We start from the raw sequence: 14,863 nt of genomic DNA on the forward strand, positions 1-14,863 counted from the left end.
AAGAGGAGGGACGAATCTTGGGTTGGCCATAGGGAATCAGCGGCCGGGGGACTATAGACTGGCGCAGCGCCGGTCGCGGCCTTTTCTAGCGAAGGCCGGCCCGAATTGCGCTCACGATGTCCTGGTTAACGGTCACAAGGCCGCGAAGTCTCCGCTATGGGGCGAAATCGGTGAATTCGGCCTCGAAGCCGCTGGAATCCGGCTCCTGTAGTGTTGACGCCGGGCTTTGGCCGGTTTATTCCCCCGCCTCTTGTTTGACTGTCGAATGGGCGGCGCGCGCCGCGATTCCACCCCGTCTTGAGGACTGAACGATGAAACGCACTTTTCAACCGAGCCGGCTGAAGCGCAAGCGCCGCCACGGCTTCCGCGCGCGCAAAGCGACCAAGGGCGGCCAAAAAGTGCTGGCCTCGCGCCGCGCCAAGGGCCGCAAGCGGCTCTCCGCCTAACTCTGGCGGAAGAATCACAACCAAATCAATCGGCTAGCGCTTCCAGCGCAGCTATTCCCATGGGCGTTATCAAAAAGCGCTCGGATTTCCTGGCGATGCGCGGGGCGGAAAAAGCCCATGCGCCGTCATTTCTGATGCTTGTTCGGGACAATCCGGAAAACCAGTCCATGTCCCGTCTCGGCCTGACAGTTACGAAAAAGCTGGGCGGGGCGGTGGTCCGCAACCGCATTCGCCGGCGCCTGCGGGCGGCCGCGCGGGAAGTTTTTCCTGACCATGCCGCCGCAGGGCGCGATTATGTGCTAATAGCGCGAATGGCGGCGTATGATCGCAATTTCAATGCGCTGCTTGACGATATGAAGCGCGCCCTTTTAAGGCTCTCGCACAACACTACATAGCAACGACAGGCGTGGGGCGCGGGCCTTCGCGCGGTTTCAGCAATTCATCGGGATTTTTCATGGACCGCAATTTGATCTTGGCGATCGTCCTCTCCATGGGCGTGTTTTTGGTCTGGGACCAATTCGTAATCGGCCCGCAGCAGCAGGCCCAGCAGGCGGCTCGCCAGGCGCAGGCTGAACAGGCCGAGAAAGCCGCGGAGCAGGGTGTTTCCGACGCCTCAATTGGCGGCGGGTTGATTGGCGGCGAGGCGCAGCTTTCCGTTGAGGAGGCGCTAGCGCAGAACACGGCGCGGGTGCCGATCAAAACCGCGACGCTGCAAGGATCGATCAATCTGAAGGGCGGCCGCCTCGACGATCTGGTGCTGCTTCAATATCACGAGACGATCGACGATGAGAGCCCGGCGATCCGTCTGCTGAGCCCGGAAGAAACAACCCATGGGCATTTCGTTCAGCAAGGCTGGGCGGCGGGGCGCGATAATGGCGCGCGCGCCTTATGGGCCGCACCGGAAGGCGCGGTGCTGACAACGACCACGCCGGTGACGCTGACCCGCGAATCCAATGGGCTGGTCTTTGAAAAGACTTTCGCCATTGATGAAAAATACATGTTCACCGTCACTCAGAAAGTGACGAACAATAATGGCGAAACAGTTTCATTGCAGGCCTTTGCCACCGTCACCCAACGGAACATTCCCGAAGACTACCGCAACTTCATGATCCTGCATGAAGGCCCGCTTGGCGTGATCGGCAAAGAACTTTTTGAGCGCAAATACAACAAGCTGAAAAAGAACAAGAAAGCGAAGATCGAAGAATCCGGCGTTGGCGGCTGGGTCGGCATCACCAACAAGAACTGGCTCGCTGCGGTCGTTCCGCCGGCGGATCAGGAAATCAACGCGCTGCTCACCAATCGCGGCACGACAGAAAGCCCGATCTTCGAGGCGTTCTACGCAACGCCGGCGCTTACCCTGGCGCCGGGCGAGAGCGATGTGTTTCAGTCCTATATTTTCGGCGGGCCGAAAGACGTCGATCTATTGCAGTCATATGAAGCACAGCCGGAAGATGGCGGGCTCGGTGTTTATGATTTCGACAAGGCGGTTGATTGGGGACACCTTTTCTTCCTGACCCGTCCTATTTTCTACACGCTCAACTTTTTCGGCGACAAGATTGGCAATTTCGGCGTCGCTATCTTGCTGCTGACATTGGTGATCAAGCTGATTTTGTTCCCGCTGGCGAACAAAGGCTATGAGTCGATGTCGAAAATGAAAAAGCTGCAGCCGGAAATTAAAAAACTGCAGGAGCGTTACACCGACGACAAGATGAAGCTGCAGCAGGAGATGATGGCGCTCTACAAGAAGGAGAAGATGAATCCCCTTGCGGGCTGCCTGCCGATGTTGTTGCAGATGCCAATCTTCTACGCGCTTTACAAAACGCTGTTCGTCACGATTGAGCTGCGTCACCAGCCATTCCTCTATATTCAGGATTTGTCGGCGCAGGACCCGACAACGATTTTCAACCTTTTCGGTCTGTTGCCCTTTGACCCGACCGCGCTGCCGCTGATCGGCGCGTTTTTGGGGATTGGTTTCCTGCCATTGCTGATGGGCGTCGCCATGTGGTTCCAGACCAAGCTGAACCCGCCGCCGGCTGATCCGGTGCAGGCGCAGATTTTTGGCCTGATGCCGTTCGTCTTTGTCTTTATCTTTGCACCCTTCGCGGCGGGTCTGGTGCTCTACTGGTTCTGGAACACCACGCTCGGCATTTTGCAGCAATGGTACATCATGAAGAAAAACGGCGTGAAGGTTGAGCTGGGCGAGCGATTGAAACTGCCCTGGGCCAAAAAGGCCGAAGACGGCGCCGCGAAGTGACGTCGCCTGACGAGTTTTCACCGGAAGAAATTGAGGCTGGGCGTTTGCTTTTCGCGCGCCCGGCCGTCTTCATGTTGGGTGTTGTCGATCTCGACAGCCTGCCGGAAGAGGGCCCGTCCGAGATTGCCTTCGCCGGCCGCTCCAATGTGGGCAAGTCGACGCTTTTGAATGCGCTGGTCGGACAGAACGGCCTCGCGCGCGCGTCGAACACGCCGGGCCGCACGCGGGAGCTCAACTATTTCGACATTGAAGGCCAGCTCCGCCTCGTTGACTTGCCCGGCTATGGCTATGCCAAAGCGCCGCGCAAGGATGTGGAGCGGTGGACGGCGTTGACCAAGGACTTCCTGCGCGGGCGGTCCGTGTTGCGCCGGGTGTGCCTGCTGGTCGATTCCCGTCATGGGTTGAAGCCGACGGATCTTGAGATCATGGGCCTGCTCGACGAGACGGCGGTGAACTACCAGATCATCCTGACCAAAGCGGACAAGATCAAACCGACGGCGCTTGCGCATGTTGTCGGTGAAACCGAAAAACAGATCGTCCGGCGTCCCGCCGCGCACCCCATCGTGCGCGCCACCTCCGCAGAAAAAGGCGATGGCATCGATCTGTTGCGGGCGGATTTGGCGGCGCTTTCCCTGCGCTGACGCACTCGGTAAGGTTTTGTTAACCTTCATCGGTGCGATCTAGGCTTATGGCCAAGGCTTCTTCCAATGCAGAAATGACGCTCGCAAACTGGCGCGATGCATTTGAGCGGCATCTGAAATCGGAAAAGCGCGCAAGCGCCTATACGCTGCGCAACTATAGCGCGACGCTGGAACGGTTCGATGGTTTTCTGCGCGGCTATCTCGGCGGGACTGTGACGCTGGATCAACTCGCGGCGCTGGAGACGAAAGACTTCCGCGCGTTCCTCGCTGAGAGACGAAACGAGGGGCTTGCGCCGCCATCGATCAAGCTGGAACTCTCCGCAATCAAAACGTTCTACAAATTCCTGCGCAAGCGTGCGGATATCGACAATGACGCCATCGCCATCATGCGCGGACCAAAGGCGAAAGAGCGCCTGCCGCGCCCGGTGAACGAAGCTGACGCGCATGCGCTGATCGATGCGGCGCAGACGATGAAGACCACATCTAAAAAGCAGAACTGGGAGCAGGCGCGTGACGCCGCGCTGATGACGCTGCTTTACGGATGCGGCCTGCGCATTTCCGAGGCCTTGTCGTTGCGCTGGGGCGAGGCTCCGCTGGAAGACGCGCTGCGCATCAAGGGCAAGGGTGCGAAGACAAGGCTTGTGCCGGTCGTGCCGGCCGCGCGCGAAGCGATCGACGCCTATGCCGCTTTATGCCCCTATGGCGGGGAGGCGGGCGATCCACTGTTCTTTTCCACCCGCGGCAAGCCCTTAAGCGCGACGCTTGCGCAACGCACCATGGCGAAGCTTCGCGTGGCGCTCGGGCTGCCGGATTCCGCCACGCCCCATGCGTTGCGCCACGCCTTCGCGACGCACCTTTTATCGGCGGGCGGGGATCTGCGCGCGATCCAGGAATTGCTGGGCCATTCCTCGCTTGCGGCGACGCAGCGCTATACCAAGATCGATCGCGACAGTCTCTTGCGCGCTTTCGACAAGGCGCATCCGCGCGCTTAGATAGCGTTAAACGCCGAACTTCGCCTTGTAGGTTTTCACGTCACGCTTCAGCTCCGGCAACAGGAAGTAGAGCGCGATGATGTTCGGGATGCACATGCCGAACAGCATGGAGTCGATGAAGTTGATGATCGACGATAGCGACACGGCGGCGCCGGTGGACAGAACGAAACACAGCGACAGCTTGAACAGCACATCGACTTTCTTGGTGTCGCCGAAAAGGTAAGCGGCCGCCTGCGCCCCGTAAAACGCCCAGCTGACGAGGGTCGTGAAGGCGAAAAGCACAGAGGCGACCAGCAGGATATAGGGGAACCAGCTGAATGCGCTTTCATAGGCGGCCGAGGTGATTTCGATTCCGACGACATTCTCGCCATAAAGAAAGGGTTCATAAGCGCCGGTGACGATAACGACGAGCGCGGTGATGGTGCACACCACGATCGTGTCGATGAAGGGTTCGAGCAACGCCACATAACCTTCGGTCAAAGGTTCATTGGTTTTCACCGCAGAGTGCGCGATCGCCGCCGAGCCGACGCCAGCTTCGTTGGAATAGGTGGCGCGGCGAATGCCGTTGATCAGCGCGCCGACAAATCCGCCGCCCGCCGCATCCAGACCGAAGGCGCTTTCGAAAATGGTGCGGAAAGCGTCGGGTATCGCGGAAAAGTTCATGGCGAGAATGACCAGACCAGCGCTAAGATATACTGCGCCCATCAGCGGCACGAGGATGCCGGTCACCTTGCCAATGCGTTTGATGCCGCCAAGAATAACAATCGCAACGCCCGTCGCCATGACGATTCCGAAAAGGACGGGAATTTTCAGCCCTGTGACATTGGCGAACTGCGCATGGGACTGGTTCACCTGAAAGATGCTGATCGACGCGCCAATGGCCATGATCGCAAAGAAAATCGCCGCCGCTTTGCCGAGTGTTTTCATGCCAAGCCGGCGGAATACTTCCTCGATGTAGTACATTGGCCCGCCAAGCGTCGAACCGTCAGGGCGCACCTTGCGGTATTTCACAGCGAGCGCGCATTCGGCGAATTTCGACGACATGCCGAAAAAGCCGGCGACCACCATCCAGAACACGGCGCCGGGCCCGCCTATCGCGATGGCGACCGGCACGGAGGCGATATTGCCAAGCCCGACCGTGCCCGAAAGGGCGGAGCTTAGTGCTTGCCAATGCGATATCTCGCCATGGGCGCCTTGCTGGTCGTGGGGATTGAGCACCAGGCTCCAGGCATGGCGGAAGCCGCGCAGGTTAATGAAGCCGAGCGAGAAGGTGAGAATAATCGCCGCTGTCATCAGCCAGATGACGACCAAGGGCAGCGACACGCCGGCGATATCGACAGAATAGAAGATGATCGATGAAACGAAATCGCTGACCGGGGTCAGCGCATTGTCAATGCGCTCGGCTAGGCTGGGGGCGTCGGCCATGGTTTAATCCGTATATCTACCATTGAATCATAGGGGCTTCGGGAAAGAAATCCACTCCCACCGCGCATCCCCGCGCAAGCGGGGATCCAGCCGATCAGGAACTGCGTCGGTTGCCTGGCTATCGCTGGCTATCTGGATTCCCGCCTTCGCGGGAAAGAGCGGATGGAAAGGTCATGCCTTTAAAGGCCGGCTAGCGCATGCTCAAGGTCGCGTTGAAGGTCGCCGAAATCTTCGACGCCCACGGACAGACGCACCAGGGAATCGTCGAGCCCCATCTCCTTGCGCCGCTCCGGCGGGATAGAGGCGTGAGTCATGATGCCCGGATGCTCGATCAGGCTTTCAACGCCGCCGAGCGATTCAGCGAGGGTGAAGAGCTCCACACGCTCGAGGAATGTTTTCGCCGCATCGAGGCCGCCTTTGACAAAAATCGTGACCATGCCGCCATAGGCGTCCATCTGGCGTTTGGCGACGGCGTGGCCGGGATGCGATTTGAGCCCCGGATAGGTGACGCGATCAATGGCGGGGTGGGCTTCCAGCCATTCGGCCAGCGCCAGCGCATTCGATGATGAGCGTTCAAGCCGCAGCGCCAGTGTTTTCAATCCGCGCAGGGCGAGGAAGGAATCGAATGGGCCCTGAATGGCGCCGACCGAGTTTTGCAGGAAGGCGATGCGCTCGCCTAACTCCTTGTCATTGACCACAAGCACGCCGCCAATGACATCGGAATGTCCGCCGAGATATTTCGTCGCCGAATGCATGACAATATCTGCGCCGAAATCGAGCGGACGCTGACAATAGGGCGAAGCGAAAGTGTTGTCGCAGCCGACAACGATCCCATGCTTCTTTGCGATCTTTGCAATCGCTTCAATGTCGACAATTTTCAGCAAGGGATTGGTGGGCGTCTCCAGCCAGACAAGTTTCGTGTCCGGCGTAATCGCGGCTTCGAATTTTTTCGGATCGGTGAGGTCAACATAGGTGAATGACAAATTCGCGGATGTGCGACGCACCTTTTCGAACAGTCGAAACGTGCCGCCATAAACATCGTCCATGGCGATGATGTTCGACCCGGCAGGGAAGAGTTCGAGCATGGTGGAGATCGCCGCCATGCCGGAGGCGAATGCAAATCCGCGCGCGCCGTTTTCAAGGTCGGCGATGCAGCGCTCATAGGCGTGGCGTGTCGGGTTGGCGCCGCGCGCATAGACAAAGCCCTTATGCACGCCGGGGCTTTCCTGGGCGTAGGTCGAGGTCTGGTAAATCGGCTGCATCACTGCGCCGGTGGTCGGGTCATGTTCCTGGCCGGCGTGAATGACGCGGGTGGCGAAAGCGGGGCGGTTTTTTCCGTCGTGTTTCATGAAATGCCTCTGGCTGGAATTTGTCCAAGGCATACAGCTTCAACACGGCCATTTCCACACCCCTCAGCGGCGGACAGCATCAGGAAAAACGGGCCCGTATCCACTTTAGCGCGCCGTCTTCCAGCTTCTTGAACTTTGGCGCCTGGTCCAGTGGAGCGACAAGCAAGGGGGCGTCCTTTTTCAGGTATCGCTTGATGCGGTGATATAGGCGCGAGCGCGTTTCGTTGCTCTCGACGAAGTACAAGCCATCACTTAGCCGTTTATGGCGGGTTTCCTGCGCGAAACCATCCATGTCGGCGCCTGCGGCGTCAAAATAGGTCAAATATACCGTCATTCGCATCACTCTCCGCAGAGAAAACGCATGGACGGCGCTTCAGTTCCACAATGCTGCGACTGGGGCGGCGAGGGAGCGCCGCCCCGGCCGGCCCGGCAACGGTTTAGCCGTGCTGGACCGTGATCTTCTTCGTTCTCGCTTCGAGTTCCGGCGGCTTCGGCAGGACGAGTTTCAACACGCCATTTTTGAATTTCGCTTCAATCGCATCGGGGTCCACATCAAAGGGCAGCGACATGGAACGCTGGAAGGATGCGTAAGAGCGCCGCGAGACGCCTTCTTTTTCTTCCTCATCCTTGCGTTCGCCGCGAATGGTGAGGAGGTTGTCGTGAAGTTCGACATCAATGTCGTCTTCGGCTACGCCCGGAAGTTCTGCGTCAACGACAAGCGACTTACCCTTGTCCTTGACGTCAATATGGATGGCGCGGGCGCCGTTTTTTCCGCCTTCTGCAAACAGCGACGGCGCTCCGAAATCGGAAAAGAAGTCGTCAAAGAGCCGGTTCATCTCCCGATGCAGTTGGAAGAACGGCGCGCCGTTCGCCTCATCCGCCAGGGCGGGGGCGTTCCGGTTGCGATTAAAGACGCTGGGGGCTTTGAACATAACATTGTCTCCTTTGGGTCTCGGTTGAGGTCAAAGTCAAAAATGAAACACCAAAGGAAAGCGCCAATCGGACGCTTCCCATTGACGGACGAGAGATAGGTTAAGTGCGCCTGTCTTCAAGTCCGGTCAGGATGCGCGCGAAAAAATTTTATTTATTGACGCAGCTCAAATTGCTGCGCGCTTCAGGCGGACAAGCGCTTCGTCCAGCGCCTGCAAAAACCGTGACCGGTCGGCCTTTTGAAAAGGCGCTGGCCCGCCCATCGTGCTTTCGGCGCCGGCGCGCAAATCCGCCATCAACGCGCGGGCGGCGAGGGCGCCGCCGATGGAGTCCTTTGTGAACGGATCGCCTTTCGGGCCCAGCACGACGGCGTCTTTGAGCAGGCAGCGTTCGGCGAGCAATATGTCGGCGGTGATGACCACGGCGCAAGGATGGGCGTGCTCCGCGACATAGTCGTCAGCGGCGTCGTAGTGATCATTGACGGTGACGCGTTTGATGAGCTCGTGTCGCGGAATGCGGATCGGCGCATTGGCGATGACCGTCACCGGCGTCTCATGACGGAAGGCGACTTTGTAGACTTCTTCCTTCACCGGGCAGGCGTCGGCGTCGACAAGAATTTCAATTTTCTCTTCACTTGTCATAAGCATCTTACCTGCGTCAGCATTGTGCGTTTTTCCTCCCCCGCCTGCGGGGGAGGTGTCCGCGAAGCGGGCGGAGGGGGTGGTTTCTATACCGTCGAAAGCCCCATCCCCGGCCCCGCGCGCGAACGAGCGCTTATTATCATAAGCCGCCTTCGCGGCTGGGCCGGGACTTCCCCCGTAAACGGGGGAAGAAGGCGCCACCCGACTATTTTAACAATTCGGCCTGAACGTCCTTGGACCAGCCGACATAAACCTGCGTTGGGCCGTTTTCGATGATTGGGCGTTTGATTAGGGTCGGATGCGCCGCCATCAGGGCCAGCGCTTTTTTCTCCGTGACGCCGTCTTTGTCCGCGTCATCAAGGCCGCGCCAGGTCGTGGATGATTTGTTGAGCAGCTTTTCCCAGCCGGCCGAAGTCGCCCATTTCGCGATCTGTGCTTTCGTCACGCCGTCGGCGCGCACATCGTGGAATTCGGGCGCCTTGCCCGCCGCTTCCAGCGCTTTGCGCGCTTTCTTGCAGGTATCGCAGTTTTTAAGGCCGTAAAGGATCATGTTCAATCAGTTTGCTTAAGGTGTGTAAGTGCGTGTATGAGTTCGCTAAACCCTTTATCATAACTCCTTCGAAAATCGGCGTATTTAATATCTGAGATGATATTTGGTAATGTCACTTCTTCAATGAGTAGGGGGAATATTTTTGTTTCTGAACCAGACAAAACCCTAGCTAGAGAAGACTGCCATTCTCTCTTAACCCAAGGAGAGTTGATCGAAGCTTTTGAAAGAAAGATCAATAGTGCATCAGCGGTTCCGGATGCTTGATCGATTTTATCAACAATAGAATCTCCAACTTTGATCTCAAATTCATCTATCCAAGTATCGTACCCAGCAGCGGATAAGTCAGCTTGCACATTTCGGACAAACGGTTTGTCCAGTGAAGCATGGCACAAAAATAAAGTTAAACCACCGGCGTTTTCATATCGTATAGCCATGTCACGATCACGAATTTCATGAGAAACATACAACAATTCTATTACCAAATCTGATAACTCATCACTATCGACCGGTTCAACACCGTAAGAAGACTTCATTATTAAGTTTTGAAGATCGTTCCACCTTTGCATCAAATCTTTCATGCTTGCTGGCTTAAGAAATTGATGAGGGATGCGGTAAGATCCTTTTGAAAGTAAGTAGTTGCCAAAAGTAACTATCTCACAATGGGTGCCAAGCTCAGTTATATTTTCGCCTGTATCACCATCCTTATGCTTATATTCTTCCCAAGATATGCCGGCCTCCTCAAACCAGTCGAGTTCGAAATCATTAAGGTCGGATTTTTGAAAATAATCACCATTATCATTGTAGCAAATGCGCCCAATAAATGGTCCAGCCGTAACGAGCAATGATTGGCATGGTAATAGCCCTTTATCATTTAGGTCTCGTTGTTGGATTGCCATCAAGCCACCTGAAGCCGCAGATAATTCAACAAATCTGTCCGGGTGATCAGTCCCTCGAATTTCCCGTCATGCAGCACAACGGCCACATGACCCTTGGCGAAGATCGGCAGCAGCGACTGCATGTCCTGCTTCGCTTCAACGGTCTCTACGCGATAGGTCATGGCCGATTTCACCGGGTCTTTGAACTTGTCGCGATTGCGCACCACCGCGAACAGCAAGTCTTCTTCGTCGAGCAAGCCGGAGACGACGCCCTCATCGTCGAGCACCGGCAATTGCGAGATGTCGTAGAGTTTCATCTTTCCGTAAGCCTGCATCAGCGTGTCGTCGGGCTTGACGGTGACAGTCGCGCGTTCGGAATGGCGCCGGGTGATGAGGTCGGTGAGGTCGCCCTTGGGCTGGCGTTTCAGGAAGCCCTGATCATACATCCAATAGTCGTTGAACATCTTGGAAAGATATTTGTCGCCGCGATCGCAGACAAAGGCGACGACGCGCTTCATCTCTCTCTGCTCGCGGCAATATTTCAAGGCAGCGGCGAGGATCGTGCCTGACGAAGAGCCCGCGAGAATGCCTTCTTTTTTCAGCAAATCGCGCGCCGCCTCGAAACTCTCCTTGTCGGTGATCTCATAGGCTTTCTTGATATGCGAAAGATCGGCGATGTCGGGAATGAAGTCTTCGCCGATGCCTTCCACCAGCCAGGAGCCGACTTCGTTTGGCGGCGCGCCCTTGTTCACAAGGTCGGTCAGGATCGAGCCTTTGGGGTCCGCGAGAATGACATCGGTTTTCGGCGAGTGCTCTTTGAAGAAATGCGACAGGCCGGTGATCGTGCCCGCTGAACCAACGCCGGCGACAATGGCGTCCACATCGCCGTCAAGCTGGCCGAGAATCTCCGGACCCGTTGTATCTTCATGAGCTTTCGGGTTCGCGGGATTGGAGAACTGGTTGACATAAAAGGCGCCGGTTTCTTCGGCGATGCGCGCGGCCATGTCCTGGTAATAATCAGGATGTCCCTTGCCCACATCGGAGCGGGTGAGGCGCACATCGGCGCCGAGCGCCTTCAGGTGAAAGATTTTTTCCTGCGCCATCTTATCGGGCACAACGATGATCGTCTTATAGCCCTTTTGCGCGGCGACGAGGGCGAGGGCGAGACCGGTATTGCCGGCGGTCGCTTCGATGATCGTGCCGCCGGGCTTCAACTTGCCCTCGCGCTCAGCGGCCTCGATCATGGCGACGCCGATGCGGTCTTTGATCGAGCCGCCGGGATTGGAGGATTCGAGTTTCAAAAACAGCTCGCAAGGGCCGGTGTCGAGCGCCGAGACCTTCACCATGGGCGTCTTGCCAATGCCCTCAAGAACGCTGTCATAGACTGGGCCGAAGGGAGTTTCGCGCATGGGAGGAATCCTCAATTTCTTGTAAGCGCGGCTTACCCTAAAGCGCAGCCGCCCCGCAAGGCGAGGGATTATCTGGCGCCGGAACGCTTCAAATCGCGGATGAAAAAGCGCGCAGGGTGAAGCGCTTGCAGGATTGTGCTGTCCACGGGCGCGCCGGAAAGTTCTGCGGCGAGGAGCGCTGCGGCGTAAGGCGCGGTGACGAGCCCGCGCGAGCCAAGCCCGGTCAGGGCGAATAGGCGGGGCCGCATCACGCCGCGCGGATAGTCATGTGGCTTGCCGGTTCGAAGGCCGTCATAGGCGCCGCTGTAAATACCCCAGTCAGGCAGAGGCCCGCAAACCGGCAGGCGGTCCGGCGTCGTGCAACGGATGGAGGCGCGCGGCTGGGCCTTTGCAGCGTCCAGCGTCGCGGCGAAGTCGGGAAGCGTGCGCGCCACGGCGGCGATGTTCGATTGCGTCGCCTCCGCCGTGAAACGCGCCTCTGCGCCTATGGTGATCGGCGCATAGGTGGCGCCGATAATCGCGCCGCCCTTCGGCGCCGGCGCTGCATAAGGCCCGAAGGCGTGAGCACTGGCTGGCGGCTGCGCGTCCGGAAACCAGTCGATCTGACCGGCGGACCCGGCGAGCGGCAAGGTGCGCGCCTCAGCGAAGCGCAGAGCATCAAGCCCGTTGGCGATGATCACCGCATCGAACGCGTCGTCGCTTTTGTCTGTGATGACGCGCCATCCTTCGCTGGTCTGCATCAGGCGCGAGACACGCTGCTTGATGAGCGGCGTCTCGCCGAGCAGCGCTTTAACCAAGGCCGGCGGATCGACAATCCCGGCTTGCGGAAAGAACAGGCCTTCGGCGCGCGCGTCCATCATTTCCGCTGGCAACGCAGCCATGGCGATGAGCTTTTCCTGCCTCTCGCGCTCCTTGTCATCCTTGGCGTGAAAGACGACGCCGCAAGGATTGAAGACGCCGCTCAATTCTTCCAATAGGCACAGCGTATGAAGATAGGCGCTCACATGGAAACGCCCCGCCGGCGTATCGCCAGCGTCGAGGCGCGGCATGACGAGACCCGCCGGGTTGCCGGAGGCGCCGCTTGCCGGCGCGGATGCTTCGTAAACGGATGGTGAAAAGCCTGCTTGCGTGAGGGCATGCGCAAGGCTCGCCCCGGCGATGCCGGCGCCGATGACCGCGATGCGCGCGCCGGGATTTAAGGTCTCTCCCGCGGTGAGCCATGGCGCGCGATTGGGCTCGGGTTTGTCATCGGGCGCCAGCGCTGTGATGCGGCCCGCGAGCATTTGCTTTTTGCGCCCGAAGCCCGGCCGCTTTTCCCATTCAAAATTTGCAGTTTCGAGCGCCCGGCGCACGCCGCCCGCCACCGTGAAGGTGGAAAAGCTCGCACCGTCATTTGACAGCCTGGCGAGTTCGCTGAAAATTTCTTCCGACCACATGCCGGGGTTTTTCGCCGGCGAAAACCCGTCAAGAAACCAGGCGTCGACGCCGCCTTCTGCGCGCGCAAGGCCGCTCGCCGCATCGCCGTAAAACAGCGTCAGGGATACATCGCCGAATTGGAGATGGTGAAAACCCGGATGCGCGGGCGGCAGCGCTGCGCGCAACCGCGCCGCAAGCTGTGCAAATTCCGGCCAGGCCTGATGCGCGCGGCCCATGTCCTGCGGCGCCAGCGGATAGGCTTCGACGGAAAAGAACGAAAGCCGCGCGCCCGCAGGCTTCGGCGCCTTTTTCCATGCATCCCAGACCGTCAGGAAATTGAGCCCGGTGCCGAAGCCCAGCTCGCCAATGGCGAAGCGTTGCGCGTTGAAGCGCGCGGGCAGGGCGTTGCCATCCAGAAAAACATGGCGGGTTTCCGCCGGCCCATCGCCGGAGAAATAAACATCGTCAAACTGAACGGAATGGGGCGCCAACAAAAAGGGCGCGTCCCCGTCGCCGGGCGCGCCCCATTCGATCGCCGCTTCATATATTTGCTTGCCGTCGCTCATAGGCGGAAAGCATTAGCTGAAACGCGCAGAGAAGTCTCGCTGGTGCTAGGCTTTCAGCGGGAAGGCGAAAAACTTTTCGAACGCTTTCATGTTGGTGAAGGGAAGCTCCACCGGGGTCATGGTTTCGCGTGCGGTCTCAACCGTGGCTTCGGTCAGCTCGCGCGTGCGCGCCATGCGGGTTTCGAAAAGATTGGTCCAGTAAGACTGATGGACTGCAACAGCGTCGGTGAAGCTTTTTGCTTTGCCGAGGTCTTGAGCGAACTGAACTGCTTGGCTCATTTCGTCCTGAGCGGCTTCCATCAGGCTTGCATTGGTTTTCGTAGCGCGGTCCTGAACGGTCTTGATGCGCGCTTGCGTGGTTTCCGCGAGCTCTTCAGCCTGCTCGCGCATTTCGTCGAAATTGCCCGTGAAGGACGACATCATCGTCTCATACTGCTCTTTCGCTTTCTCGGCCCAGTCAGCGCCGGCGGAAAACGACATCACGTCAGGCATCTCGATTGTTTTGGTTTTGGCAGCAGCGGCGGGAATGGCTTTCGCCGCGGTTTTTTTCGTGGTCGCCATAATGGCCTCCTGATATCTCCCTGGACCGCGCCCGCAATGTTGCGGCGCAGCATTCCGCGCCTATAGGCTTTTTTGTGCAGCGCAGCAAGGGGGGTATGTCAAGTATCTGCCAAACGACGGACGAGATTGTGGTAAACCGCAGAAAGATTGAGGACCGCCGGGTCATTGAGGCCTTTTTCCTGGCCCAGGGTCTGGATGGTCTGGTCCAGATCGAACAGGGTCGACCGGTCCTCGGCGGAGCGGATCATGCTCTGGATCCAGAAAAATGAGGCGACGCGGGCGCCCTTCGTCACCGGGGTGACGAGGTGGAGGCTGGAGGAAGGGTAGAGCACCATGGACCCTGCGGGGAGCTTTACATCCTGCGCGCCGAAGGGGGTTTCGATTTGCAGTTCGCCGCCCTCATAGCTTTCCGGCTCGCTGAGAAACAGCGTCGCAGAGAGATCGGTGCGCAAGCGAACCGGCGTGCCGGGCACGCCGCGGATCGCATTGTCGACATGCACATCAAATGACCCGCCGCCCTCATATTTATTGAACAGCGGTGGGAAAATGCGCAAGGGCAGGGCGGCCGAGACGAAGAGATTATTGCGCGAGAGCGCATCGAGGATGCGATCGCCGAGGTCGCGCGCGACGGGACTGGTCTCCGGCAATTGCAAATTGTGTTTGGTCTGGCGTGATTGGGCGCCAGCGGTTTCACGTCCGTCGACCCATTGGGCGGCGTCGAGTTTCGCGCGAAAGTCTGCGACCTCATCCGGGCTCAGAACATCAGGAATTGGCAACAACATTGAGGCACGTCACTTTCTAAAGGCTA

General features: G+C 58.4%; 16 protein-coding genes. 5 read left to right on the top strand and 11 right to left on the bottom strand.

Features of this window, described 5'->3' with window-relative positions; genetic code table 11:
• Nucleotides 1-311 precede the first annotated feature (311 nt).
• The 5 genes from rpmH to AC0L8G_RS07230 are packed head-to-tail and all read left to right on the top strand — an operon-like array spanning nucleotide 312 to nucleotide 4,333.
• Nucleotides 312-446 (top strand): 50S ribosomal protein L34, encoded by a 135-nt coding sequence (gene rpmH / locus AC0L8G_RS07210; protein ID WP_473387996.1) that lies wholly within the window; start codon nucleotides 312-314, stop codon nucleotides 444-446.
• Nucleotides 447-505: 59 nt separating this feature from the next.
• Entirely contained in the window at nucleotides 506-841 is a 336-nt protein-coding gene (gene rnpA / locus AC0L8G_RS07215) for a ribonuclease P protein component (protein WP_473387998.1), read from the top strand.
• 59 nt (nucleotides 842-900) lie between these two features.
• Complete coding sequence (yidC, locus tag AC0L8G_RS07220) at nucleotides 901-2,700, top strand: membrane protein insertase YidC (RefSeq protein WP_473387999.1); 1,800 nt, start codon at nucleotides 901-903, stop codon at nucleotides 2,698-2,700.
• A complete protein-coding gene (yihA, locus tag AC0L8G_RS07225; RefSeq protein ID WP_473388001.1) occupies nucleotides 2,697-3,341 on the top strand; it encodes a ribosome biogenesis GTP-binding protein YihA/YsxC in 645 nt (214 codons plus the stop codon). The genes yidC and yihA overlap by 4 nt, the downstream gene beginning before the upstream one ends.
• Before the next feature lie 47 nt (nucleotides 3,342-3,388).
• Complete coding sequence (locus tag AC0L8G_RS07230) at nucleotides 3,389-4,333, top strand: tyrosine recombinase XerC (RefSeq protein WP_473388004.1); 945 nt, start codon at nucleotides 3,389-3,391, stop codon at nucleotides 4,331-4,333.
• A 6-nt stretch (nucleotides 4,334-4,339) separates the two neighbouring features.
• Here AC0L8G_RS07230 and AC0L8G_RS07235 read toward each other — a convergent pair whose 3' ends face one another.
• The 11 genes from AC0L8G_RS07235 to AC0L8G_RS07285 form a co-directional block, all read right to left on the bottom strand.
• A complete protein-coding gene (locus AC0L8G_RS07235) occupies nucleotides 4,340-5,758 on the bottom strand; it encodes an alanine/glycine:cation symporter family protein (RefSeq protein ID WP_473388006.1) in 1,419 nt (472 codons plus the stop codon).
• Between the two features lie 179 nt (nucleotides 5,759-5,937).
• Nucleotides 5,938-7,140 carry a cystathionine gamma-synthase gene (locus AC0L8G_RS07240; RefSeq protein ID WP_473388008.1) on the bottom strand — a complete coding sequence of 401 codons (1,203 nt, stop codon included), beginning with the start codon at nucleotides 7,138-7,140 and terminating at the stop codon, nucleotides 5,938-5,940.
• A gap of 46 nt (nucleotides 7,141-7,186) precedes the next feature.
• On the bottom strand, nucleotides 7,187-7,429 hold the full coding sequence (locus AC0L8G_RS07245; RefSeq protein WP_473388010.1) for a hypothetical protein: 243 nt from the start codon (nucleotides 7,427-7,429) through the stop codon (nucleotides 7,187-7,189).
• A gap of 115 nt (nucleotides 7,430-7,544) precedes the next feature.
• Nucleotides 7,545-8,039, bottom strand: coding sequence for an Hsp20/alpha crystallin family protein (locus AC0L8G_RS07250; protein WP_473388013.1), 495 nt, complete (start codon nucleotides 8,037-8,039; stop codon nucleotides 7,545-7,547).
• A 165-nt stretch (nucleotides 8,040-8,204) separates the two neighbouring features.
• Nucleotides 8,205-8,678 (bottom strand): YaiI/YqxD family protein, encoded by a 474-nt coding sequence (locus tag AC0L8G_RS07255; protein ID WP_473388831.1) that lies wholly within the window; start codon nucleotides 8,676-8,678, stop codon nucleotides 8,205-8,207.
• A gap of 205 nt (nucleotides 8,679-8,883) precedes the next feature.
• Entirely contained in the window at nucleotides 8,884-9,228 is a 345-nt protein-coding gene (locus AC0L8G_RS07260) for an arsenate reductase (RefSeq protein WP_473388832.1), read from the bottom strand.
• A 2-nt stretch (nucleotides 9,229-9,230) separates the two neighbouring features.
• The gene (locus AC0L8G_RS07265) at nucleotides 9,231-10,124 is read right to left on the bottom strand and encodes a toll/interleukin-1 receptor domain-containing protein (protein ID WP_473388015.1); all 894 of its coding nucleotides are present in this window, start codon (nucleotides 10,122-10,124) and stop codon (nucleotides 9,231-9,233) included.
• Nucleotides 10,124-11,512, bottom strand: a complete 1,389-nt coding sequence (locus AC0L8G_RS07270; RefSeq protein ID WP_473388016.1) for a pyridoxal-phosphate dependent enzyme — start codon at nucleotides 11,510-11,512, stop codon at nucleotides 10,124-10,126. The genes AC0L8G_RS07265 and AC0L8G_RS07270 overlap by 1 nt, the downstream gene beginning before the upstream one ends.
• Before the next feature lie 68 nt (nucleotides 11,513-11,580).
• Nucleotides 11,581-13,494, bottom strand: coding sequence for a bifunctional tRNA (5-methylaminomethyl-2-thiouridine)(34)-methyltransferase MnmC2/FAD-dependent 5-carboxymethylaminomethyl-2-thiouridine(34) oxidoreductase MnmC1 (gene mnmC, locus AC0L8G_RS07275; protein WP_473388018.1), 1,914 nt, complete (start codon nucleotides 13,492-13,494; stop codon nucleotides 11,581-11,583).
• 45 nt (nucleotides 13,495-13,539) lie between these two features.
• Nucleotides 13,540-14,055, bottom strand: a complete 516-nt coding sequence (locus AC0L8G_RS07280) for a phasin family protein (RefSeq protein WP_473388019.1) — start codon at nucleotides 14,053-14,055, stop codon at nucleotides 13,540-13,542.
• A 98-nt stretch (nucleotides 14,056-14,153) separates the two neighbouring features.
• Nucleotides 14,154-14,837 (bottom strand): Fe2+-dependent dioxygenase, encoded by a 684-nt coding sequence (locus AC0L8G_RS07285; protein ID WP_473388021.1) that lies wholly within the window; start codon nucleotides 14,835-14,837, stop codon nucleotides 14,154-14,156.
• Nucleotides 14,838-14,863 lie beyond the last annotated feature (26 nt).

Source organism: Hyphococcus sp. D3-15 (genome assembly GCF_055809375.1).